The organism is Paenibacillus glucanolyticus (assembly GCF_037333485.1).
Lineage (GTDB): Bacteria > Bacillota > Bacilli > Paenibacillales > Paenibacillaceae > Paenibacillus_AQ > Paenibacillus_AQ glucanolyticus.
This window is the reverse complement of sequence record NZ_CP147845.1, coordinates 4,689,399-4,711,901: the sequence shown is the minus strand read 5'-3', so window position 1 is coordinate 4,711,901 and position 22,503 is coordinate 4,689,399. Positions and strand designations below refer to the sequence as shown.

General features: G+C 49.3%; 24 protein-coding genes and 1 other annotated feature. Of the genes, 23 read left to right on the top strand and 1 reads right to left on the bottom strand.

Annotated features, from left to right (window positions below):
- Window positions 1-48: 48 nt before the first annotated feature.
- The 19 genes from spoVE to WDY75_RS22140 all read left to right on the top strand — a co-directional run bounded on the left by spoVE (window position 49) and on the right by WDY75_RS22140 (window position 19,648).
- Entirely contained in the window at window positions 49-1,146 is a 1,098-nt protein-coding gene (gene spoVE / locus WDY75_RS22230; RefSeq protein ID WP_006209077.1) for a stage V sporulation protein E, read from the top strand.
- 5 nt (window positions 1,147-1,151) lie between these two features.
- Complete coding sequence (gene murG / locus WDY75_RS22225) at window positions 1,152-2,261, top strand: undecaprenyldiphospho-muramoylpentapeptide beta-N-acetylglucosaminyltransferase (protein ID WP_063478973.1); 1,110 nt, start codon at window positions 1,152-1,154, stop codon at window positions 2,259-2,261.
- A gap of 158 nt (window positions 2,262-2,419) precedes the next feature.
- The gene (murB, locus tag WDY75_RS22220) at window positions 2,420-3,325 is read left to right on the top strand and encodes a UDP-N-acetylmuramate dehydrogenase (protein WP_006209080.1); all 906 of its coding nucleotides are present in this window, start codon (window positions 2,420-2,422) and stop codon (window positions 3,323-3,325) included.
- Window positions 3,326-3,341: 16 nt separating this feature from the next.
- Complete coding sequence (gene murA, locus WDY75_RS22215) at window positions 3,342-4,625, top strand: UDP-N-acetylglucosamine 1-carboxyvinyltransferase (RefSeq protein WP_006209081.1); 1,284 nt, start codon at window positions 3,342-3,344, stop codon at window positions 4,623-4,625.
- A gap of 57 nt (window positions 4,626-4,682) precedes the next feature.
- Window positions 4,683-5,438 (top strand): cell division protein FtsQ/DivIB, encoded by a 756-nt coding sequence (locus tag WDY75_RS22210; RefSeq protein ID WP_040680456.1) that lies wholly within the window; start codon window positions 4,683-4,685, stop codon window positions 5,436-5,438.
- Between the two features lie 214 nt (window positions 5,439-5,652).
- Complete coding sequence (gene ftsA, locus WDY75_RS22205; RefSeq protein WP_006209083.1) at window positions 5,653-6,936, top strand: cell division protein FtsA; 1,284 nt, start codon at window positions 5,653-5,655, stop codon at window positions 6,934-6,936.
- 57 nt (window positions 6,937-6,993) lie between these two features.
- On the top strand, window positions 6,994-8,127 hold the full coding sequence (gene ftsZ / locus WDY75_RS22200; protein ID WP_063478974.1) for a cell division protein FtsZ: 1,134 nt from the start codon (window positions 6,994-6,996) through the stop codon (window positions 8,125-8,127).
- A gap of 410 nt (window positions 8,128-8,537) precedes the next feature.
- Window positions 8,538-9,557 carry a sigma-E processing peptidase SpoIIGA gene (gene spoIIGA, locus WDY75_RS22195; RefSeq protein ID WP_082834392.1) on the top strand — a complete coding sequence of 340 codons (1,020 nt, stop codon included), beginning with the start codon at window positions 8,538-8,540 and terminating at the stop codon, window positions 9,555-9,557.
- A gap of 165 nt (window positions 9,558-9,722) precedes the next feature.
- Window positions 9,723-10,445, top strand: coding sequence for an RNA polymerase sporulation sigma factor SigE (gene sigE / locus WDY75_RS22190; protein WP_006209086.1), 723 nt, complete (start codon window positions 9,723-9,725; stop codon window positions 10,443-10,445).
- Between the two features lie 77 nt (window positions 10,446-10,522).
- Window positions 10,523-11,305: an RNA polymerase sporulation sigma factor SigG gene (gene sigG, locus WDY75_RS22185; protein ID WP_006209087.1), complete on the top strand. Its 783-nt coding sequence runs from the start codon at window positions 10,523-10,525 to the stop codon at window positions 11,303-11,305.
- Between the two features lie 191 nt (window positions 11,306-11,496).
- On the top strand, window positions 11,497-11,805 hold the full coding sequence (locus WDY75_RS22180; RefSeq protein WP_100086481.1) for a YlmC/YmxH family sporulation protein: 309 nt from the start codon (window positions 11,497-11,499) through the stop codon (window positions 11,803-11,805).
- 70 nt (window positions 11,806-11,875) lie between these two features.
- The gene (gene pgeF, locus WDY75_RS22175; protein WP_036637899.1) at window positions 11,876-12,733 is read left to right on the top strand and encodes a peptidoglycan editing factor PgeF; all 858 of its coding nucleotides are present in this window, start codon (window positions 11,876-11,878) and stop codon (window positions 12,731-12,733) included.
- A gap of 8 nt (window positions 12,734-12,741) precedes the next feature.
- Window positions 12,742-13,431: a YggS family pyridoxal phosphate-dependent enzyme gene (locus tag WDY75_RS22170; RefSeq protein ID WP_006209090.1), complete on the top strand. Its 690-nt coding sequence runs from the start codon at window positions 12,742-12,744 to the stop codon at window positions 13,429-13,431.
- A gap of 2 nt (window positions 13,432-13,433) precedes the next feature.
- A complete protein-coding gene (locus WDY75_RS22165; RefSeq protein WP_036637904.1) occupies window positions 13,434-13,880 on the top strand; it encodes a cell division protein SepF in 447 nt (148 codons plus the stop codon).
- Between the two features lie 8 nt (window positions 13,881-13,888).
- A complete protein-coding gene (locus tag WDY75_RS22160; RefSeq protein WP_006209093.1) occupies window positions 13,889-14,158 on the top strand; it encodes a YggT family protein in 270 nt (89 codons plus the stop codon).
- A gap of 13 nt (window positions 14,159-14,171) precedes the next feature.
- Complete coding sequence (locus tag WDY75_RS22155) at window positions 14,172-14,954, top strand: RNA-binding protein (RefSeq protein WP_006209094.1); 783 nt, start codon at window positions 14,172-14,174, stop codon at window positions 14,952-14,954.
- A gap of 170 nt (window positions 14,955-15,124) precedes the next feature.
- The gene (locus WDY75_RS22150) at window positions 15,125-15,619 is read left to right on the top strand and encodes a DivIVA domain-containing protein (RefSeq protein WP_036637907.1); all 495 of its coding nucleotides are present in this window, start codon (window positions 15,125-15,127) and stop codon (window positions 15,617-15,619) included.
- Window positions 15,620-15,684: 65 nt separating this feature from the next.
- Window positions 15,685-15,962 (top strand) — a binding site (T-box leader).
- A gap of 61 nt (window positions 15,963-16,023) precedes the next feature.
- A complete protein-coding gene (gene ileS, locus WDY75_RS22145) occupies window positions 16,024-19,113 on the top strand; it encodes an isoleucine--tRNA ligase (protein ID WP_063478975.1) in 3,090 nt (1,029 codons plus the stop codon).
- 187 nt (window positions 19,114-19,300) lie between these two features.
- On the top strand, window positions 19,301-19,648 hold the full coding sequence (locus WDY75_RS22140; protein ID WP_006209095.1) for a DUF5665 domain-containing protein: 348 nt from the start codon (window positions 19,301-19,303) through the stop codon (window positions 19,646-19,648).
- Between the two features lie 77 nt (window positions 19,649-19,725).
- Here the strand turns inward: WDY75_RS22140 and WDY75_RS22135 are convergent, their stop codons facing one another.
- Window positions 19,726-20,466 (bottom strand): TraR/DksA C4-type zinc finger protein, encoded by a 741-nt coding sequence (locus WDY75_RS22135; protein WP_006209096.1) that lies wholly within the window; start codon window positions 20,464-20,466, stop codon window positions 19,726-19,728.
- 62 nt (window positions 20,467-20,528) lie between these two features.
- Here WDY75_RS22135 and WDY75_RS22130 point away from each other — a divergent pair, with 62 nt between their 5' ends.
- The 4 genes from WDY75_RS22130 (at window position 20,529) to WDY75_RS22115 (ending at window position 22,387) form a co-directional block, all read left to right on the top strand.
- Window positions 20,529-20,672, top strand: a complete 144-nt coding sequence (locus WDY75_RS22130; protein ID WP_006209097.1) for a hypothetical protein — start codon at window positions 20,529-20,531, stop codon at window positions 20,670-20,672.
- Between the two features lie 4 nt (window positions 20,673-20,676).
- On the top strand, window positions 20,677-21,177 hold the full coding sequence (lspA, locus tag WDY75_RS22125) for a signal peptidase II (RefSeq protein ID WP_063478976.1): 501 nt from the start codon (window positions 20,677-20,679) through the stop codon (window positions 21,175-21,177).
- Complete coding sequence (locus WDY75_RS22120) at window positions 21,177-22,148, top strand: RluA family pseudouridine synthase (protein WP_063478977.1); 972 nt, start codon at window positions 21,177-21,179, stop codon at window positions 22,146-22,148. The genes lspA and WDY75_RS22120 overlap by 1 nt, the downstream gene beginning before the upstream one ends.
- Window positions 22,149-22,225: 77 nt before the next feature.
- Window positions 22,226-22,387, top strand: coding sequence for a hypothetical protein (locus WDY75_RS22115; protein WP_006209100.1), 162 nt, complete (start codon window positions 22,226-22,228; stop codon window positions 22,385-22,387).
- Window positions 22,388-22,503: the final 116 nt, after the last annotated feature.

Genomic DNA, 22,503 nt, shown 5'->3' with positions numbered 1-22,503 from the left:
TAGGGGGGTGGATAAGCCCCTACTAAGGATGTACGAGGTGGCCTTTCCATGAACAAGAACCGCCAGGCGCCCGATCTGTGGCTGCTTATCTGTATTTTGGCCCTGCTGGCCATCGGAATCGTCATGGTATACAGCGCGGGCTCCGTGCTCGCTTTTCATGACTATGGCGATAAATTTTATTTTGTGAAGCGTCAGCTGTTTTTTGCCTGTCTGGGCCTTGCTGCGATGTATTTCACATCCAAGATTGACTTCCGAGTCTGGAAGAAGTACAGCAAGCTTGCGCTTCTGGCCTGCTTTTTCCTCCTTGTTATCGTTCTTATTCCGGGTGTCGGCGTTGTGCGCGGCGGGGCCAGAAGCTGGCTTGGCATCAGTTCGTTTGGCATTCAGCCCTCTGAATTTATGAAACTCGGTATGATTCTGTTTCTATCGCGCTGGCTCAGTAAACAGGACTACGATATTACGTCGTTTACGAAGGGACTTCTGCCGCCCCTCGGTTTGATTGGACTGGCATTTGGACTGATTATGCTGCAGCCGGATCTGGGGACAGGAGCCGTCATGCTGGGAGCTGCGATGATGATCGTATTCACCGCAGGGGCACGGATGAAGCATCTGGGCTTCCTTGCTTTAGGCGGAATAGCAGGCTTCATAGGCTTGATTCTGGCAGCTCCGTACCGGCTGAAGCGGATTACCGGGTTTCTGGATCCTTGGTCTGACCCGCTGGGTGCAGGCTATCAGATTATTCAATCCCTTTATGCGATTGGGCCGGGCGGTCTTGGTGGACTCGGTCTTGGCATGAGTCGTCAGAAGTACGCTTATGTGCCTGAGCCGCAGACTGACTTTATATTCTCGATCCTGGCTGAAGAACTCGGGTTTATTGGCGGCCTCATCGTACTGCTCTTGTTTGCTGCCTTGGTGTGGCGGGGCATGAGAGTGGCCATGACCGTACCGGATAGCTTTGGCAGCCTGCTGGCTGTAGGAATCGTAGGCATGGTCGCCATCCAGGTCGTGATCAATATCGGTGTGGTTATCGGCTTGATGCCGGTAACAGGAATTACGCTGCCGCTCATCAGTTACGGGGGCAGTTCACTGACACTGATGCTGACGGCCCTTGGCATTCTATTAAATATTTCCCGTTATGCGAGGTGAAGGGTATGCGTGTCGTATTGACCGGCGGCGGAACGGGGGGACATATTTACCCCGCCGTTGCCATAGCAAGACAATGTGAGAAGGAAGATCCGAAGACGGAGTTTTTATATATTGGAGGCCAGCGCGGCCTGGAAAGCAAACTGGTGCCCCAAGAGAAGCTGCCATTTGAGAGCATTGACATCACCGGGTTCCGGCGCAAGCTGTCGTTTGATAACGTCAAAACGATTATGCGTTTCTTCAAAGGCGTGAAGCGATCCAAGGCATTGCTGAGGGAGTTCAAGCCCGATGTCGTGATCGGTACAGGCGGATATGTGTGCGGTCCGGTCGTTTATGCAGCCGCCAAGCTCGGCATACCGACCATGATTCATGAGCAGAATGCGATACCGGGGCTAACCAACCAGTTCCTCAGCCGTTATGCGGACACGGTCGCGGTCAGCTTTGAAGGTTCGGTATCCTCTTTTCCTAAAGCCAAAAGAACGGTTTATACAGGAAATCCACGCGCGACAACGGTATTAACCGCCAATCGTGAACGTGGATTTGCTACGCTTGGCATCCCGATGGAAGCTCAAGTCGTTCTTATCGTTGGAGGAAGCCGTGGGGCCAAGGCGATCAATAACGCCATGATGGGCATGGCACCGTTTCTTCATAAGCTGCCTGGCGTGCACTTTGTGTTCGTAACAGGCGATACGTATTTCGAGAATACGCGGGAATCCATTTTAGCGCAGCTCGGCACGATGGCTAATCATCTTCATATCATGCCATACATTCATAATATGCCGGAGGTGCTTGCGGCCACTTCGCTGATCGTGAATCGTGCCGGGGCATCGTTCCTGGCTGAGATCACGTCGCTTGGTATTCCATCTGTACTTATACCTTCTCCTAACGTTACCAACAACCATCAGGAGGCGAATGCAAGGCAGTTGGAAGAAGCGGGCGCATCCAGCATGATACTTGAAAAGGATTTGACGGCAGAAACGCTGTTTGGAAAGCTTGAGGAGATTATGACCAGTCGCTCGACCAGAGAGACGATGTCGGCCGCTTCGAAAAAGCTTGGCAAACCGGATTCGGCTGCCGTTATGGTCGAAGAAATCCGCCGGTTAACCGGCAAACGCTAAAACGGCTGGGCGATTGTCACACACCTATGGAGCCTGACATAAGATACTCTATAATCGTGACACACCCATGAGGCCGGCATTACTGACAGCGGCCATCTCCTTCGTTAAGCAGAAGGAATGGCCTTTTGGTTTTGAAAGTCAAGGGAGGTTTATTTAAAATGCAGCAGTGGAAATCGCTACTATCTGAAGCCAATGTCGGAGCCGTGTTATGGAATGAACCGCTGGCAAAATATACGACGTGGAAAATAGGCGGACCAGCCGATTGCCTGATTATTCCTGAGAACAAGGAACAGCTCAAGGAACTGGTCACTCTTCTCCATGCCCATCGTATTCATTGGACGCAACTCGGGCGCGGTTCAAACATGTTAGTTGCCGATAAAGGCATTAGGGGAGCGGTCATCAAGCTGGGTCAGGGATTTGAGGAGCTTCATTTTGACGGAGAGACAGTAACTGCAGGCGGTAGTCTGTCTTTTGTCAAACTCAGTGTTCTGGCCGGAAAACAAGGATTAGCCGGTCTTGAGTTTGCCGGAGGTATTCCTGGGTCAGTTGGAGGTGCCGTTTACATGAATGCAGGCGCCCATGGGTCTGATGTGTCACGCATATTCAAGTCCGCTGACATTGTACTGGAAACAGGGGAATTGGTTACGTATGCTGCGAAAGATATGGCGTTTGATTACCGACACTCCATTCTGCATGAACGAAAAGGGATTGTGACTGAAGCGGTATTTGGGCTCCGTCAAGGAGACCGCAAAGAAATTTCAGCTGTTATGGCCTCTTACAAGGACCGTCGCCGGCGTACACAGCCGCTCCAATCCGCAACCGCAGGCAGTGTATTCCGCAACCCGCCTGGCGACCATGCCGCAAGGTTGATTGAGGCTGCTGGCCTCAAGGGCCTACGGATCGGGGGCGCAGAAGTTTCTTTACAGCATGCCAATTTCATTGAGAACACCGGTCAAGCGACAGCAGAGGACGTGCTCGCTTTGATGGAACGCATCAAGGAAACCATCTCAGAGAAGAACGGAATTCATATGGTGCCTGAGGTGTACGTTCTGGGCGAGCGGTAAACTCGGAGGTGATACATTGGACAAATTGGTGATTGAGGGTGGAAGGCCCCTATCAGGAACCATACGTATCCATGGAGCAAAAAATGCAGCTTTACCTATTCTAGCAGCAAGTCTTCTTGCAGAAGGGACTGTAAGATTAAGCAATGTCCCGCATCTGCTGGATATTGAAGTGATGCTAAGCATTCTTGGCCGTCTTGGCTCCAAATGCAAGCATGAGCTGGAGACGGTTACCGTGGATACCTCGTCTGCCAATTCGTTTCATGTCCCGGAAGATTTAATGAAGCAGATGCGATCCTCCATCTTTTTGATGGGACCTCTGCTGGCCCGTTTTGGTGAAGTGACGATCTATCAGCCCGGGGGCTGTGCGATCGGGGAACGCAAGATCGACCTCCACCTTCAGGGATTGCAGGCACTGGGTGCGGAAATCGAGGAGAGCAACGATAAAATCCATTGCAGAGCAAGCCGATTGATCGGAACGGATATTCATCTCGATTTTGCCAGCGTAGGGGCAACGGAGAATATCATGATGGCAGCAGCAACGGCACTTGGCACAACGGTGCTCACCAATGCAGCCAGAGAGCCTGAAATTCAAGACCTTCAGCATTTCCTGAACAAGATGGGAGCCAACATTATCGGTGCCGGAACGGATACGATTACGATCCACGGCGTGGAGCGTCTTACGCCTTGCGAGTATGAGATCATACCGGATCGGATCGTAGCGGGAACCGTCATGATTGCAGCCGCCGTCACCCGGGGAAGTGTTACGCTTACAAAGACCAATCCCTCTCATTTAACTTCTCTTATACATGTGCTGAAGCGCGCCGGTGTTCAAACCAGTGTATGCAATGATATAATAAACATAAGCTGTATGAGCCGTCCCAAAGCTGTTGAACGAATTGTGACTTCACCTTATCCTTCTTTCCCGACCGATTTGCAGTCCCAGGTCATGGTCTTGTTGTCCTTGGCCGATGGATTTAGTGTTATGAAAGAAACGGTATTTGAGGGACGGTTCAAACATGTGGAGGAACTCTCCCGCATGGGAGCAGACATTTCCACGGATCTGAACTATGCGTTTATACGCGGTGTTCAGAGAATTTACGGAGCCACTGTGGAGGCAACCGATCTTCGGGCTGGAGCGGCGCTCGTCATTGCCGGTTTGGCCGCGCAGGGAACGACCGTGGTGGAGCAAGTTCACCATATTGATCGCGGTTATGATCGTATTGAAAACATGTTCCAAGGTTTAGGTGCACGGATCTATCGTCAGTCTCCTGTGCCCAAACCGCTTGATTTAGCCAATTGAGGTCCTGAGCATCCCCTCCAGAGGAGGGGATAACAGGTCTTTATGGAGAGAGTGGATATGTCCAAGACACATATGCCTGTCCTTAAGCAGGACAAGCCCAAACCGAAAACAGCCAGGAAAATTATATGGATTCTTTTGCTGCTGTTTGCAGCGCTGCTGACGATTCTCTTTTTCCGATCGCCGGTCAGCCAAGTTACCGAGATTCATTTTACAGGCAATACGTTTAATACCAATGAGCAGCTTACTAAGCAAAGCGGACTTCGCATAGGAGACCAATATTTCAGCGTAGAGCCTAAAGATGTGCAGGAACGCCTCGTGGGTCTGGGAACTATCAAGTCGGCTGAAGTGGTCAAGAGCTTTCCGGGTGAGGTGCGAATCGCGGTTACGGAGCATCCTACGGTCGCCTATGAGCTGTCGGAGAACGGAGAACTTCAAGCGATTCTGGCCAGCGGTACTTCCGTTCCTGTTACAGCGAGCGGTATCGCCGTGGAGAAGCCGATCCTGACCAAGTGGGATCCATCGGACCCGAACAAGGCTATGTTAAGTGAAGTGCTTGCGGAGATTCCCAATAGTTTGACCTCGGACATCTCGGAAATCATGCCTTCACCGACAGTCTCTTTCCCGGACCGGATCAAGTTGTACACACGTTCCAAATTCGAAGTCATCACTACGGTTTCCCTGCTTCGGGATAAAGTAGAGTACCTGAGTCAGGTTACCGAAATGGAGCGGCCGGGTGTGATTACGATGCTGGAAGCAGACGCTTATGTACCGTTTGAACAAGAAGTTACAGAAGAGTCAGAGGAAGGGCAATAACCCCCTACTCAGGAATAGGAATAAATGGTACAATTGAAAGTATTGACAACTTGTTTCGGTTCTTCTTTTTTGAATGACTTTTACGGCCTGTTATAGCAAATGTTGGCAGTAAAAAAAATGTTGAAAAAAGAGGGAAAGACCTGCGAGTGTGGAATAAGTAGAAATGTATTCTTTATTATCAAATTAATTTGCTAAAAACAGGAGGTGCCAGGGCTTGAGCAACAATGACATCATTGTTAGTTTGGACATCGGTACATCCAAAGTTCGTGCTATTATTGGGGAAGTTAATAATGGAACCTTTAATATTATTGGAGTTGGATCTGCCGACTCGGAGGGAATTCGCAAGGGTGCAATTGTAGATATCGACCAGACCGTACAATCCATTCGCAGCGCTGTAGATCATGCGGAGCGTATGGTCGGTATTCAAATATCCGAAGTATATGTCGGCATTTCCGGAAATCATATCGGACTTCAATCCAGCCATGGAGTTGTGGCAGTATCGAACGAGGATCGAGAAATTGGCGAAGAGGACATCGACCGCGTGCTGAAGGCAGCGGAGGTCGTGGCGCTTCCACCTGATCGTGAAATTATCGATGTGGTTGCTAAACAGTTTGTAGTTGACGGTTTGGAAGGAATCTCAGATCCGCGAGGAATGATCGGCGTGAGGCTTGAGGTAGAAGCGACGATTATTACTGGCGCCAAAACGGCAATACATAATCTGTTACGATGCGTGGAGAAATCAGGCCTGAAAGTGAAGGATCTGGTGTTGATTCCGCTTGGTGCCGGACAACTCGCCTTGTCGAAGGATGAGAAAACGATGGGTTCGGTACTGGTGGACGTCGGAGCAGGCTCAACCACGCTGGCTGTGTTTGAGGGAGGCAGCATTGCCGCAACCTCGACGCTTCCGGTTGGTGGCGATTTTGTTACGAATGATGTTGCATATGGACTGCGAACTCTGACGGATCAAGCAGAGAAGGTGAAATTGAAGTATGGATGCGCACTGATTGAGAGTGCTGCGCCCGAAGTAACTTTTAAAGTGACGAGAATTGGAAGCAATGTGGACAAGGAGTTCACTCAAGAAGATCTGGCAGCTATCATAGAACCTCGTATTCAGGAAATCTTCCAATTGGTAAGCCAAGAAATTAAACGCTTGGGTTACAGTGAGCTTCCTGGTGGTTATATACTTACTGGGGGCACTATGTCCATGCCTGGTGTGCTGCAGGTGGCACAAAATGAGCTGGCGACTTCCGTACGGATTGCTGTTCCGGATTTTATCGGTGTTCGTGATCCGGGATACTGCAGCGGAGTCGGCATCCTCCATAATGCAATCCGGAATGTACGTGTACGCAATACAGGAGGAAGCAACAACAGCAGCGGAAACAGCAAGAAACCGGTGAATCGCGCGAAGCAGCAAAATCCTGTCGCAGCAACTCAGGAGACCAGCCAGAAGCCGGGATTTATTGAACGCCTGAAAAAGATGTTCAGCGAGTTTATATAGCGGATTCATTCGACAGTGGACGTGCCATCCACGCACATTGAGGGGGAGATGGATTAGATGTTGGAATTCGATTTTGAAATGGATAGCTTGGCTCAAATAAAAGTAATCGGAGTAGGTGGCGGCGGAAGCAACGCTGTTAACCGAATGATTGAGAATGGTGTGCAGGGTGTTGAATTTATAACGGTAAATACGGATGCTCAGGCACTTCATCTTGCTAAATCCGAACACAAATTGCAAATCGGGGATAAGTTGACTCGCGGCCTTGGTGCTGGTGCCAATCCTGATGTCGGCAAGAAGGCCGCCGAAGAATCCCGTGATTTGATTATGAACACCCTGAAGGGTGCGGATATGGTATTCGTTACAGCTGGTATGGGCGGCGGAACCGGAACAGGCGCAGCTCCTGTCATAGCTGAAATTGCTAAGGAGTGCGGGGCATTAACGGTTGGGGTTGTCACTCGTCCGTTTACGTTCGAAGGACGCAAGCGTGCTTCCCAAGCGGAGCTTGGCATTGAAGCATTGAAAGAGAAAGTGGACACACTCATCGTCATTCCGAATGATCGCTTGCTGGAGATCGTGGATAAGAAGACACCGATGCTGGAAGCGTTCCGAGAAGCTGATAACGTATTGCGTCAGGCCGTTCAGGGCATTTCTGATCTGATCCAAGTACCGGGTCTGATCAACCTTGACTTCGCCGACGTGAAGACCATCATGACAGAACGCGGATCTGCGCTGATGGGTATTGGACTGGCTACCGGTGAGAACCGTGCCTCTGAAGCTGCCCGCAAGGCAATTATGAGCCCGCTGCTTGAGACCTCTATTGAGGGAGCACGTGGTGTTATCATGAATATTACAGGAGGAGCCAATCTCTCCTTGTATGAAGTAAATGAAGCGGCCGAGATCGTAACCTCAGCTTCCGATCCGGAAGTGAACATGATCTTTGGTGCGATTATCGAGGAAAGCATGAAGGAAGAAATCAAGGTAACGGTGATCGCTACCGGCTTTGAGAGCAAACCTTCACCGATCCCTCCTGGACGTCGCCCTGCAATGCCTCAAGGGGAACAACAACAGCAGCAGCAGCAGCAGGCAACGGACAAGAGCAATGTGAATCTGAAGCCGTTTGGCAATCAGAACGGCAATGATCAGCTCGATATTCCTACATTCCTTCGCAATCGTTCCCGTAATAATGATTAATTCGAATAAGCCTGTGCTTCGTCATCCTGATGAAGACAGGTTTATTTTTTTTATCTTTCTCCACAGCCTTGCCATACCACATCCCATCCCATCCATAAGAGAGTAAGAAGTAAATAGTGCTGATGCTGTCACACTTTCACGAATAAAGGTTCAGGTGCTCAAACGCTGCGTAACATATGGATATTCCCCTGGTTTTTTCCCAAGATCAAGATGGTTGACTGACGAGCGGAGAGTCCTCTTGGCTCCGGTTTCTAAAAACTGCCCTTCATCGACAAAAAAAGTCTGTAATCGGCCCACAGGTTTAGACAGACTTTGAATTCTATTCTTTTTATACTAGTAACATCTCCCATTGCCCAGAAAACAACAGAAGCATAACGGAAGTGGATTTTTCGACTAGGCAGGTGAACAACCTGGTTGTTTATATTGATCTCATATTTTTGGCAAACCTCGTCATTGACGGCATATTGCTGGCGTTAACCGCCTGGATGCGCAGGGTCAAACCAAGATGGTGGAGGCTAGTGTTATCTTCCGTGGTAGGCGCACTGTATGTTGTCATGATGTTTGTCCCGCAATTGTCGTTTTTGTACACCTTTCTCATTAAGTTTGGACTTTCATTGATTATGCTCTGGATTGCTTTTGGATTTGCAAGCTTGCAGAGTTACCTTCGTCATTTGGGAGCTTTTTATATGGTGAATTTTGCCGCAGCCGGAGGTATTATCGGATTTCATTATCTGGTGCAAAATTCGGGAGAATTGTTCAGTGGGATATGGTATACGACATCGGGAGGGCTATCCTTTGAATTGAAGGTGGGATTCTGGTTTGCATGCATTACCTTTTTTGTAGTTGTATTCGCATTTAAGGCGGTTCAGACCACGAAACGTAAAACCGAGAACCGTGAAACCCTGTTAGGTGATGTCTCCGTATGGATTGGCAGCACCAAAATTTCCTGTGTGGGTTTGCTCGATACAGGAAACCAATTAAGCGATCCCTTGACGCGCACGCCCGTTATGGTGATGGAAGCAGCGCTATGGGAAGCTTATCTGCCCCAGGGCTGGAGCAAACAGCTGATGGAGGGGGAACCGGACAAATTAATTATGGGGCTGGGGGCAGAGGAATTTGACTGGCAGGACCGTCTGCGGTTAGTTCCGTACCGTGGTGTCAACCGGGGGGCCGCATTCATGCTTGCCCTAAAGCCCGACATGGTACGGATTGAACTGGGAGGACTGGAATACGTATCATCCAAAGTGTTGATTGGTCTTGATGGCGGAACGCTGTCCGGCGACAGGGCATACCGGGCCATTATCCATCCGGCTTTGACGGAGGGAGAGGGCACGCCCAAGGTTCATGCAGGTATTGCTCAGGAGGAAGCTTTACAACAGAATACCGAATCTAGCCTTGTTGAATCTGGTGAGGCGAAGACTGCGGGATAACGATGATAAAGCTATTTTCATAGTCTTCGAATCGTGTAATCTATATGGAATGCTGATGTAATCTTTGAAACTCTTATGGAAAGTTATCATGCCAAGCGAGGAAAACCGTGACTACACTTACGAAGTTATGTTGTCCCTTCGGGAAAACGTTTAGGAGGATACGAGATGCCCGTTAAATGGAGATTAGCATTGCAGCTGCAGTATTACCGCGTACTTTTTTTACTAGGCCTGAAGAGTCAGGAAATCTACTACATCGGAGGAAGTGAGGCGCTTCCGCCTCCGCTTACGAAAGAAGAAGAGGAGTTCTTGCTCAAGAAGCTGCCTTCCGGCGATGCAGCCACCCGCGCTATGCTGATCGAACGTAACCTGCGTCTGGTTGTGTACATTGCCCGCAAATTCGAGAACACCGGCATTAACATCGAGGATTTGGTATCGATTGGTGCGATCGGACTGATTAAAGCGGTGAATACTTTTGACCCGGAGAAAAAAATCAAGCTGGCTACATATGCCTCGCGCTGTATTGAAAATGAAATACTGATGTACCTGCGGCGGAATAACAAAACGCGAAGCGAGGTTTCTTTTGATGAACCGCTGAACATCGATTGGGATGGCAACGAATTGCTCTTATCCGATGTGCTGGGCACCGAGAATGACACCATCTACCGTAACATCGAAGAGCAGGTGGACCGGAAACTCCTGCAAAAAGCGCTTGATAAATTAAGCGACAGGGAACGCATGATTATGGAGCTTCGTTTCGGGCTTCAGGACGGGGAAGAAAAGACGCAAAAAGACGTGGCAGACCTGCTTGGAATCTCACAATCCTACATTTCCCGATTGGAGAAGAGAATTATTAAACGACTCCGCAAAGAATTCAACAAGATGGTGTAACTGGAAAACCCAAGGAATAAAATAACCCCCCTCGGAGATAATGTACAGTAATGTTTCTCCTTGGGAGGTTAGTCATCATGACGCGAAACAAAGTTGAAATTTGTGGTGTGGATACGTCAAAACTGCCGGTTCTGACGAATGTGGAAATGAGGGAGCTGTTCCATAATCTGCAGCAGAACAATGAACGATCAGCTCGAGAAAAACTGGTGAATGGCAACCTGAGACTGGTCCTCAGCGTCATCCAGAGGTTTAATAATCGGGGGGAGTTTGTTGATGATCTGTTTCAGGTAGGGTGCATTGGATTGATGAAAGCCATCGACAATTTTGATTTGTCGCAAAATGTTAAATTTTCCACTTATGCCGTACCGATGATTATCGGAGAAATACGTCGTTACTTAAGGGACAATAACCCGATTCGCGTCTCGCGATCCCTGCGTGATATTGCTTACAAGGCACTTCAGGTCCGGGATCAGCTGACAAATGCGAACTCGCGCGAACCGACGATTTTTGAAATTTCCGAAGCGCTGAATGTGCCCAAGGAAGATGTTGTTTTTGCACTCGATGCTATTCAAGATCCCGTGTCCTTGTTTGAGCCGATTTATCATGATGGCGGAGATCCGATTTATGTGATGGATCAAATCAGTGATGATAAGAACAAAGATGTATCCTGGATTGAAGAAATTGCACTCCGGGAAGCGATGCACAAGCTCGGACAACGTGAAAAAATGATTTTATCCATGCGGTTTTATGAAGGCAAAACCCAGATGGAAGTTGCTGATGAAATCGGCATCTCCCAAGCTCAGGTGTCCCGTCTGGAGAAGTCAGCGATCAAGCAAATGCAGAAGCATGTCAAAACTTAGGAAGACCAGCCATCAAACGAAAAGACAACGATCCCATTCAAGGGGTCGTTTTTTTAATTTAAGTAAGTTATTTTACTCATGCGGCTCATATACTGAACAGAGGGTATTTATGTAAACGGCATGCCCGATCCTCAAATACATCTAAGGTGTGAATGCTCATGATACCTGAAAATCAAATGGTGGGGAAAAAGATGAAAATTTCCGATTTTCAAACGAAGGATGTTATTAATATCATTGATGGCAAACGGCTGGGACAGATCAGTGATCTGGAACTCGACTTGCGGCAGGGTCGAATTGAAGCGATTGTTGTGCCGAGTTACGGCAAGTTTATGGGGCTGTTTGGCGGCGGGAGTGATCTGATCATCCCCTGGCGGAATATCGTGAAGATTGGTTCGGATGTAGTGCTTGTCAAGATGGAGGAGCTGCGAAGAATGCCGGAAGATCAGGAGCCGGTGGAATATCTGGATCGCCCGGATCGCCATGATCGGCGCAGCTTCTGACAAGCCGCCAATCGGTTGATGTGTCTCCAGCGTATGTTTTCTGTTACACTGGGATAGAGGTGAAATGTTCATGGAACCGTTTGTGAGTCAGGAGAAGCAGACACCGAGTCTGTTCGTGCTGGAAAAATGGGGAAGGGAAACGGAGGCTGCTGCGATTTCAGCCGGTTTCACAGGCCGGCAAGGAGGCGTTAGCCGGGTACCATATGACAGTCTGAACTTGGCCTTTCATGTCGGAGATGAACCGGGTGACATTGTAGAGAACCGGAAATTAACCGCTGCGTCCCTTGGGTTTTCACTGGAGGACTGGACCTGTGGTGAACAGGTGCATGGCGTTCAGATTGGTGTCGTTCATGAAGAGGACAGAGGCAGAGGAAGCTTGGATCGGACCTCGGCCTTTCAAAATACAGACGGACTTGTGACCCATGTCCCCGGCGTGCTGCTGACTTCCTTCTACGCGGATTGCGTGCCATTGTATTTTTGGGACCCCGTTTCGGGTGCTGTCGGTTTGGCCCATGCCGGCTGGAAGGGAACGGTAGGCCGTATTGCTGAAGAAATGGTCGCCAAGATGGCCCTGGAGTATGGCAGCATGCCGCAGAATATTCGTACAGCCATCGGTCCGTCGATAGGCGAGTGCTGCTATGAGGTGGATGATCGGGTCATGGATCGTGTCCGTGATATTGGATTCGGGGGGCTTACGCCAGAGGAAGCTGCAAAATCAGCCCTGTATATCGACAAGGGACGCGGAAAATACATGCTGAACTTGAAAGAAATAAACAGACACATTATGATTAAAGCAGGAATATTGGCGGAACATATCGAATGTACTTCATGGTGTACAAGCTGCAATCACGATCTGTTCTTCTCCTACCGCAAGGATGGAGGGACAACGGGTCGTATGGCAAGTTGGATCGGGATGAGAAAGAGGTGAGTCGTCCCTTGAGTTTGATGGAACGTATCGATCAGGTGGAACAGCGAATAACGGAGGCTTGCGCAAGAAGCGGCAGGGACCGGAATGAAGTGAATATGATTGCGGTCACTAAATATGTCTCCTTGGATAAAACAGCTTCGGTACTGGATCAGGGACTTCAGCATATCGGCGAGAACCGCTGGCAGGACGCCCAGGAGAAGTGGAACGCCCTTGGAGACCGGGGAACGTGGCATTTCATCGGGCACCTGCAGACCAACAAGGTCAGGGATGTCATTGATAAATTTCAATATATTCATTCACTTGACCGCTTGTCCTTAGCCCATGAGCTGGAGAAGAGGGCTGCAGCGCTGAACCTTCAGGTATCCGCCTTTATGCAAGTTAATATCTCGGGCGAGGAATCCAAGTACGGATTGGCTCCTGAGAAAGCAGCCGAGTTCTTGAAGGAAATCAACAGTCTTTCACACGTAAAGGTAACCGGACTCATGACCATGGCTCCATATGAATCGTCAGCGGAGCAGACGCGTCCTGTATTTCGTGGTTTAAGACAACTAAGAGATGAGCTGAATGAGCAGGCGCTGACATTGGAGCCATTGACTGAATTGTCCATGGGTATGTCCAATGACTTTGAAGTAGCCATAGAAGAAGGGGCGACCTGGGTGCGTCTCGGCTCAATTTTAGTAGGTAAAGAGGAGGATTGACGATGGGCGTGATGAACCGGTTTATGAATTTCTTGGGACTGCAAGAGGAAGAAGAAGTTGTGGAACGCGAGGTTCTTGCCTCGCAGGACGAGCCGGTGGAGGCAACCCCGTTTGATCATCGGAAAAATCAAAAAAATGCAAATATCGTCAGCATTCATTCACAGAAGAACGTTAAGGTTGTATTAGTGGAGCCGCGTTCATATGATGAAGCACAGGAGATTGCAGATCATCTACGCTCATTCCGAACGGTTGTCGTTAATCTGCAGCGCGTACGCAATGATCAGGCGCTGCGCATTATCGATTTTCTCAGCGGAACGGTATATGCGCTTAGTGGCGGAATCTCCAAGGTAGGCGGGAATATCTTCCTATGCACACCGGATACCGTCGAAATTCAAGGTTCCATCTCCGAGATTTTAGCTGACGAGCATGAATATAACAGAATGAGGTGATCTAGGCTTTGAGCAGCGAAATTTATAGCATTGTTGGAACCCTGTTCCAAATTTATTTTTACATGATCCTGGTCTACGTTTTAATGTCTTGGCTCCCGAATGTGAGAGAAAGCTTTGTCGGGGAGCTGCTTGGCAAGTTAGTTGAGCCGTATTTGGCTCCATTCCGCCGGTTTATCCCGCCGATTATGGGCATGATCGATATTTCTCCGATTGTCGCGTTGTTCGTTCTGCAGCTGGCACAACGGGGCGTGTATGCTATCCTCGGATATCTACTGTAGCAGGTGAATAAGCATGAAACTGGACATCTATGATCATTTTCACAGGGACGAACGTGAATTTGTGGACCGGGCTTGGGAATGGGTTGTCAATGCCGGACAGTATCATGAAGCGAAGCTGACGGATTTCCTGGACCCTCGTCAGAGATTCATTCTGGAGTCGCTCGTGAATCGTCACCCCGATGTGCATGCCCTGTTTCAGGGTGGACATGCTGACGCAGAGCGCGTTCGGGCATTGATTGCACCGGATTACCGGGATCTTGAGGGCGAGGATTTGAAGATGAAAGTGCTCAGCATATCTTCCGGGGATCAGAAGTTTCTGGAGCTCGACCATGGCGACTACATGGGTTCGATTCTGGGTCTTGGCATCAAGAGATCCAAGATCGGTGATATTCATGTGCTTGAGGACGGCTGCCATACGGTGGTTGCCGAGGACATCAGTTCGTTCCTGCATCTGAATCTCAGTCAAGTTCACAGGGTGCACGTGATGACGGAACTGCTGCCGCTGGACAAGCTTCAGGTCACGCATACGAATTTCGATACGATGGATATTACCGCATCTTCCATGAGACTCGACGGGATCGCCAGTGACGCATACCGGATCAGCCGGACGAAAATCGTGGTACCGATCAAGGCGGGCCGATGCCGTGTGAACTGGAAAGTGGAAGAGGATCCTTCAACGAATTTAAAAGAAGGCGATGTTGTCTCCATCCAAGGCTTTGGAAGGTTTAAAGTACTGGAGACAGGCGGCCTGACGAAAAAAGGGCGGTACCGTATCAAGGTTGGGAAATATGCCTGACCTTTGAAGGAATTGCCGTTTTTTTGTCGAAACAATACAAGGTACATTAATAATTACAATGGATTTGCCGATAAATCAGAATGACCGCTATTGTCTTCATGGACGGGTGGTTTGGCTACTACAGCGGATGAACCGTCTTGTAAGGCCCATATATTTAGGAGGTGCACACCATGCCATTGACACCGCTTGATATACATAACAAGGAATTTGCCCGTCGAATTCGGGGTTATGATGAGGACGAGGTCAACGAGTTTTTGGACCAGATTATTAAAGATTACGAAAGTGTGATCCGGGAAAATAAGGAACTGGGAAACCAGCTGTTGACGATGCAGGAAAGATTGGATCATTTTTCAAATATTGAGGAAACCTTATCCAAGACGATCATTGTCGCTCAAGAAGCAGCGGACGAGCTGAAACACAACGCGAAGAAGGAAGCTCAGCTGATCGTGAAGGAATCCGAGAAGAATGCAGACCGTATTATCAATGATGCGCTGAGCAAATCCCGCAAAATTGCGCTTGAGGTTGAAGAGTTGAAGAAGCAGGCATCCATCTACCGTACCCGTTTCCGCTCCTTGGTTGAGGCGCAATTGGAGCTCTTGAAGCAAGAAGGCTGGGAGACGCTGGAGAGCCGTGAAGCAAGTCTTGAGCCTAAAGAGGTATACTAGGCGGGTATCCGGTTGACTTTTTCCCGGAAAGAGTCTATAACTAATAACATATTGTTGATTCATATTCGAATTCGTTGATGGGAATAGTACGCGAAGGATCTGTCCCTCAGAGAGCCGGCGGTTGCTGAAAGTCCGGCGTTCAGACCAAGCAGAAGATCATCCCGGAGAAGTGAAGCTGAAGCGTTTAACCGCGTGTGTAAGCTAAACCGTCTGCCGAACGTTACATCGGACCTTGTCTTGTAGTGAAGACATGGACTTAAGGTGTCGTTATGGATAGTCTTCTAGCGGAAGTCTGTTCAGCGAAATTAGGGTGGTAACGCGAGAACAGGTTCTCGTCCCTTTGGGGATGAGGCCTTTTTTTATTTTCACAGAACATTACGAATCAGGGCGAAAGGACGATTGGCATGAACAGAGTAGACGTCAAAGAGAAGGCGCGGGCAAGAGAGCTGCGCATCTTGAACAAATGGAACGAGGAGAACACGTTCAAGAAATCGATCGAAAGCCGGGCCGGCAAGCCGAATTATGTATTCTATGAAGGGCCTCCAACCGCGAACGGTGCGCCGCATATCGGTCACGTGCTTGGCCGGGTCATTAAAGATTTTGTTGGCCGTTATCAGACGATGAAAGGTTACCATGTCGTTCGGAAAGCGGGCTGGGATACGCACGGACTGCCGGTTGAGCTTGGCGTGGAGAAGCAGCTTGGTATCTCCGGCAAGCAGGAAATCGAGAATTACGGCGTGGAAGCCTTTATCAAGAAATGTAAATCAAGTGTGTTTGAATACGAGCATAAATGGCGTGAGCTGACCGAAGCGATTGCTTATTGGACCGATCTGGATCATCCCTACATCACGCTGGAGAATGATTATATTGAGAGTGTATGGAACATCTTGGCGACAATCCATGACAAAGGTCTCCTGTACCGCGGTCATCGTGTAAGCCCGTATTGCCCGTGCTGTCAGACGACACTCAGTTCTCATGAAGTAGCCCAGGGCTACGAGGATGTTAAAGACCTGAGTGCAACTGCCAAATTCAAGCTGCACGATAGCGGAGAATACGTACTGGCATGGACGACCACGCCTTGGACACTTCCATCCCACGTGGCGCTAGCTGTAAATCCGGATATGGATTATGCGCGCGTAGAGCAGGAGGACGGCATCTACATCGTCGCTAAAAATCTGGTAGAGGATGTCATGAAGGGCGAGTTTACCGTTCTATCTACGTTGAAAGGTTCTGAGCTGGTTGGCAAAACCTATGATTCTCCATTTACCTTCGTACAAGCGGAGAAAAAAAATATAGTCGTTGGCGCCTCCTTTGTTACGGATGCAAGCGGTACGGGCATTGTGCATATGGCTCCTGCTCACGGTGAGGATGACTACCGGGTATGCCGCGAGAATGGCATCAGCTTTGTAAGTGTGGTCAATGGCCAAGGCCGATACACCGATGAAGTGACAGACTTTGCCGGACGTTTCGTCAAAGATTGCGATCTGGACATCGTGAAGTCGTTGTCTGAAAAAGGTCTTCTGTACAGCAAAGAGAAATATGAGCACAGCTACCCGTTCTGCTGGCGCTGTAAATCCCCGCTGCTCTATTATGCAATGGAGAGCTGGTTCATCGAGACGACAGCCGTTAAGGATCAATTGATTGCGAACAACAATGGGGTAACCTGGTATCCGGGCCACGTGCGTGATGGCCGCTTCGGCAAGTTCCTGGAAGATTTGGTTGATTGGAATATCAGCCGGAACCGCTATTGGGGAACGCCGCTGAACGTATGGGTCTGCGACACGTGCGAAGGACAATATGCCCCGCACAGCATTGCTGATCTTCGTGCCAACGCGGTTGGCGAGATTGCGGAGGATCTGGAACTTCACAAGCCTTACGTGGATGAAGTGAAAGTGAAATGCCCGCATTGCGAAGGTGGCGTGATGGAACGCACCTCTGAGGTGATCGACGTATGGTTTGACAGTGGATCGATGCCGTTTGCACAATATCATTATCCGTTCGAGGACAAGGAGAAATTCGAACAGCAGTATCCTGCCGATATGATCTGCGAAGGAATTGACCAGACACGTGGATGGTTCTACAGCCTGCTGGCCGTATCCACCTTGTTCACGGGTAAAGCTCCTTACAAAGCGGTCATGGCCACAGGTCATATCCTGGATGAGAATGGACAGAAGATGTCCAAATCCAAAGGGAATGTCATTGATCCTTGGGATATCATCGAAGAGTACGGTACGGATGCCTTCCGCTGGGCGCTGCTGGCTGACAGTGCGCCATGGAACAGCAAGCGGTTCTCCAAAGGGATCGTTGGCGAGGCGAAATCCAAAGTGGTGGATACGCTGGTAAACACTCATGCATTCCTGACGCTGTACGCCGGTATTGACGGCTATGATCCGAAGGAGCATGAATTCAAGGGATCGGACCATAAGCTGGACCGCTGGATTCTCTCCCGCCTGAACAGCTTGATTCAAGTAGTTGATAAAGGGCTGGCTGTGAATGATTTCCTGAATGCAGCCAAAGCCATCGAAGCCTATGTGGATGAGCTGAGCAACTGGTACATTCGTCGTTCGCGCGACCGATTCTGGGGCAGCGGGCTCAGCGAAGATAAGCTGGCTGCGTATGGAACGCTGACGCATGTGCTGCTCACCCTCTCGAAGCTTATGGCTCCATTTACGCCGATGCTGTCCGAAGATATCTTTGTCAACCTGGGCGGCGGAGAGAGCGTGCATCTGGCCGACTTCCCGCAAGCAGACGATGCGCTGATCGACAAGGCGCTGGAGCAGGACATGGAGACGGCAAGACAGATTGTGGAGCTTGCGCGCAACGTCCGCAACGAGACCGGAATCAAGACGCGTCAGCCGCTGTCCGAGCTGATTGTGTCCATGGACCGTGAATTTGATCTTTCCGGATACGAAGACATTATCAAGGATGAGATCAACGTAAAAGCAATCGAGGTTGAGACCAGCGACAGCGGCTTCGTAGATTTCACGCTGAAGATGAATCTCAAGGTTGCCGGTAAGAAATACGGTAAGAATATCGGTTTCCTGCAAGGGTTCTTGAAGGGGATGAGCAGTGACGACACTCGCAAAGCGGTTCAAACGGGCGGTGTGAATGTCACTTCACTGGAAGGTGAGGAGCTGCAGATTACTGCTGACGAGCTTCTGGTGGAGAAGAAAGCGAAGGAGGGCTTTGCATCCGCTTCGGGTTATGGGTTAACCGTTGCGCTCAATACCGATATCACCCCAGAGCTGGAGCAGGAAGGCTGGGTTCGTGAAGTCGTGCGTGCCGTACAGGATACACGCAAGAAACTGGATCTGCCGATTGAAAAGCGGGTCAACCTGACTCTTGACACGGATGATGAGCTTAGAGGCGCTATTACCGCTTTTGAAGAGGTTCTGCGCGAGAATGTGCTCGTGAACGATCTGCAATTTGGACAAAGTGAAGGCATGGAGCGGGTTGAGCTTGGCGGCAAAACGATCGGTATCCATATCGCCTGAAAGATAGATTGGATTTAATACCAATGCCCCTATCATGGGGCGTTGGTTTTTTTCATATTCAAGTTGAAGCAGGGTTCTTCAGCGGTTTAGGTTCTATACGAATGAGATTCTACCAATAGATACATAATAATCAGCGAATCGTGGTTTCGTATCCAGGCAGAGATTGCGGCTAAAGGGGCGTTGAAATATGGCGGAGAAGTCGGATGAAGCGGAGTTAACAGAAGAGAAGAAGGTGTTGGATGAAGATAAGGATCAACTGAGCGCGATACACCGAATGACCACGGACATTGCACAACAGCTGGAGAAGTCCCGGATTGCGGAATACACTCAGCTGTTGAACCGGCCCTGGAAGCTGATATGGACGAATCTGCTGGCTGGCACAGCCCGCGGCGTGGGGATTGCGATTGGTTTTACCTTTTTTGCAGCCACCATCATCTACGTTCTTCAGGCGCTGGGCGCACTGAATTTGCCGATTATCGGTGATTATATTGCAGACATTGTGCGTATTGTTCAGCGTCAGCTGGAGTTGACATAACAAGGAATTTTGCAAGTATGTACAAGGGGCCGGCAGCTGCCCTAATCGCAGTCATACCGCCCACCCGGAACTATTAGTTAGCTGAAGGATTCATCATCGGGGTCCCCGTTGGGATCAAGGAGGTAACTTCCTTCGCCCCGATTCAGGTAATCAACGTACTGGGGACTACGCACGATAAAGACCTCGGAACCATCGATATTGGTTGCAACGAAATTTTCATATACCTCAACAAAACCGCCATGATCATCGCCATTCTCGATATCCATCTCGTTATAACTGTCAATGTCGTTTCCTTCCGCCATAGCAGGTGTGTTGGAGGTGCCCCAGCTTTCGACGATCTGCCAAGCGTCCTCGCCATCAAAAGCGGAATACTCATGTTCATCCATGCTGGATTTACCAAAAGCGGGCGCCAGCACCTCTTCCTCAATCGGACGATTGTAGGACAGGTTTTCACGCGGAGTGTCTTTTACGCAATATTGCGTATCAGGCAGTGCTTCCAGCCGTTCATATGGAATGGGCTGGCCGCAGGTCAGACAAACACCGTAGCGTCCGTGATGGATGGCTTCCAGTGAGAAAATGACACGTTGAAGTTCAAGATCTACCCTGTCCTGGAGGGCGAGGTCTTTTTCCCGCTCATAGAGCTCTGTAGCCAGATCACCGGGGTGATTATCGATATGTGATAACTCGCCGGTTGAATCTCTCTCGGACTCGCCGAGCCCATGCTGGTCGTTATAGATCATGCGCCGTTCAAGCTCAACTTTTTGATCCATCAGCTTCTGTTGCAGAATATCGAGTTGCTCCTGAGTTAAATGCGACATATCAGGCTCCTTTCATGGTCCGAAGTTGACCTTCTGATTCATATGTATAGAGTGCACCTATCGTGTCGGTTTTACTGACGGAAAATGTTCTCGCCAATGGACAGGAATGGACGATTTCTGAGCCGCTGTGCTACAATAAGACGAGTTATGTACCGATCAGCGAAGGTGAACGTTTGGTTGGAGAAGACAAGAACGGAGTGACATAAACAAGTGGTATATTATTTGATTGCATTTGTTTTATTTCTTATCGATCAGGGCACCAAGTACTTGATTGCACAAAACCTGGAGCTATATGAGCAGATTCCGGTAATCGGTGATTTCTTCCTGATCACATCGAGCCGAAATCGGGGAGCCGCTTTTGGCATATTGCAGGATCAATTATGGTTCTTCATTGTTGTAACGCTTATCGTGGTGGCGGGTATCATCTGGTACTTGCAAAAGGTAGTGAAGGAAGGACGCAGATTACTGCCTACAGCACTTGCGCTTGTTCTTGGCGGGGCCTTGGGGAACTTCATCGATCGCCTGGTAATGGGAGAGGTTGTGGATTTTCTGCAGTTCAATTTCGGCAGCTACACATTCCCGATATTTAATATTGCTGATTCCTGTATTGTGATCGGTGTGGCGTTAATTATATTGGATACGCTTCTGGACGGAAGACGCGAGAAGATGAAGACAACAAGTGGAGTTTCGGGTACAGAAGGGAATGAATGATGTTGCAAGACGAAATGGATATGGATGCGGACTTTAACGATGGAACGGTACAGGGCCAGGAGCTTCATGAGTGGACCGTAGATGCTGATTCCTCCAAGACCCGTTTAGATAAATACATAACGGAGAGCCTAGGGGAAGAAGTTTCGCGCTCCCAGGTGCAGTTGTGGATTACAGATGGACATGTTAAGGTCAACGAGGAACCTGTAAAATCCAATTATAAGGTGAGTCAGGGTGATCATATTGTGCTGAGTGTACCTCAGCCATCGGTAGTTGAGATTATTCCGGAGGACATTCCGCTTGAAATTGCTTTTGAAGATCGGGACGTGATTGTGGTGAATAAACCGAGAGGGATGGTGGTTCACCCGGCACCGGGGCATTCGTCCGGAACGCTTGTGAATGCGCTGATGTTTCACTGCAAGGACTTGTCTGGCATTAACGGGGAGCTTCGGCCTGGCATCGTTCATCGAATTGACAAGGATACAACCGGTTTAATCATGGCAGCCAAGAACGATAAAGCTCATGCTTCTCTGGCCGCTCAATTGAAGGACCATAGCGTGAACCGTCGTTATCTGGCTCTTGTACATGGAAATATCAGTCATGATCAAGGAACGATTGATGCACCTATCGGCAGGGATGCGCAGGATCGTAAATTATATACGGTGACGGACCGAAACAGCAAGCATGCAGTTACTCATTTTACCGTGGTGGAACGGTTCGGAGACTATAGTCTTCTCGAGCTGAAGCTGGAGACAGGACGAACGCATCAAATCCGCGTGCATATGAAGTATATCGGCCATCCGCTTGTGGGTGATCCCGTATACGGCAAGAGCAAGGGAATCAAACTGAACGGGCAGGCGCTTCATGCAGCCGTTTTAGGTTTTGTCCATCCTTCAAGCGGACAGTACATGGAGTTTTCTGCACCGATGCCGAAGGATATGGAGGAATTGCTGGCGATCCTAAGGGGCCGCTAGCGGTTCCTTTTTTTTCTTGCGTTTGAATTGTCGGGTATGTTATAGTGACGATAACTTTAATGAAGGAGGTGAGCAGGATGAATATCGAGATGGTAAACAACCGTATTAGCCAGCTGCCTGTATCTATGGCTGGCATTGTTCATGCATTTCTCTACAACGGGAGAGGTCTGTCCAATTTCAATTATACGGTTGTACCATCGCGAGAAGTCACCTGCCTGCCTGCACGGATTAAGCCCTAATTAAGGCTTACTATTCTTAAGGGTCCGCAGAGCTTGCTCTGTGGGCCCTTTTTGCATTTGCAGCGCCCGGTTCTTCTCCAGCTAACAGGCATTCGAACAGTACGGATGAAATTTGT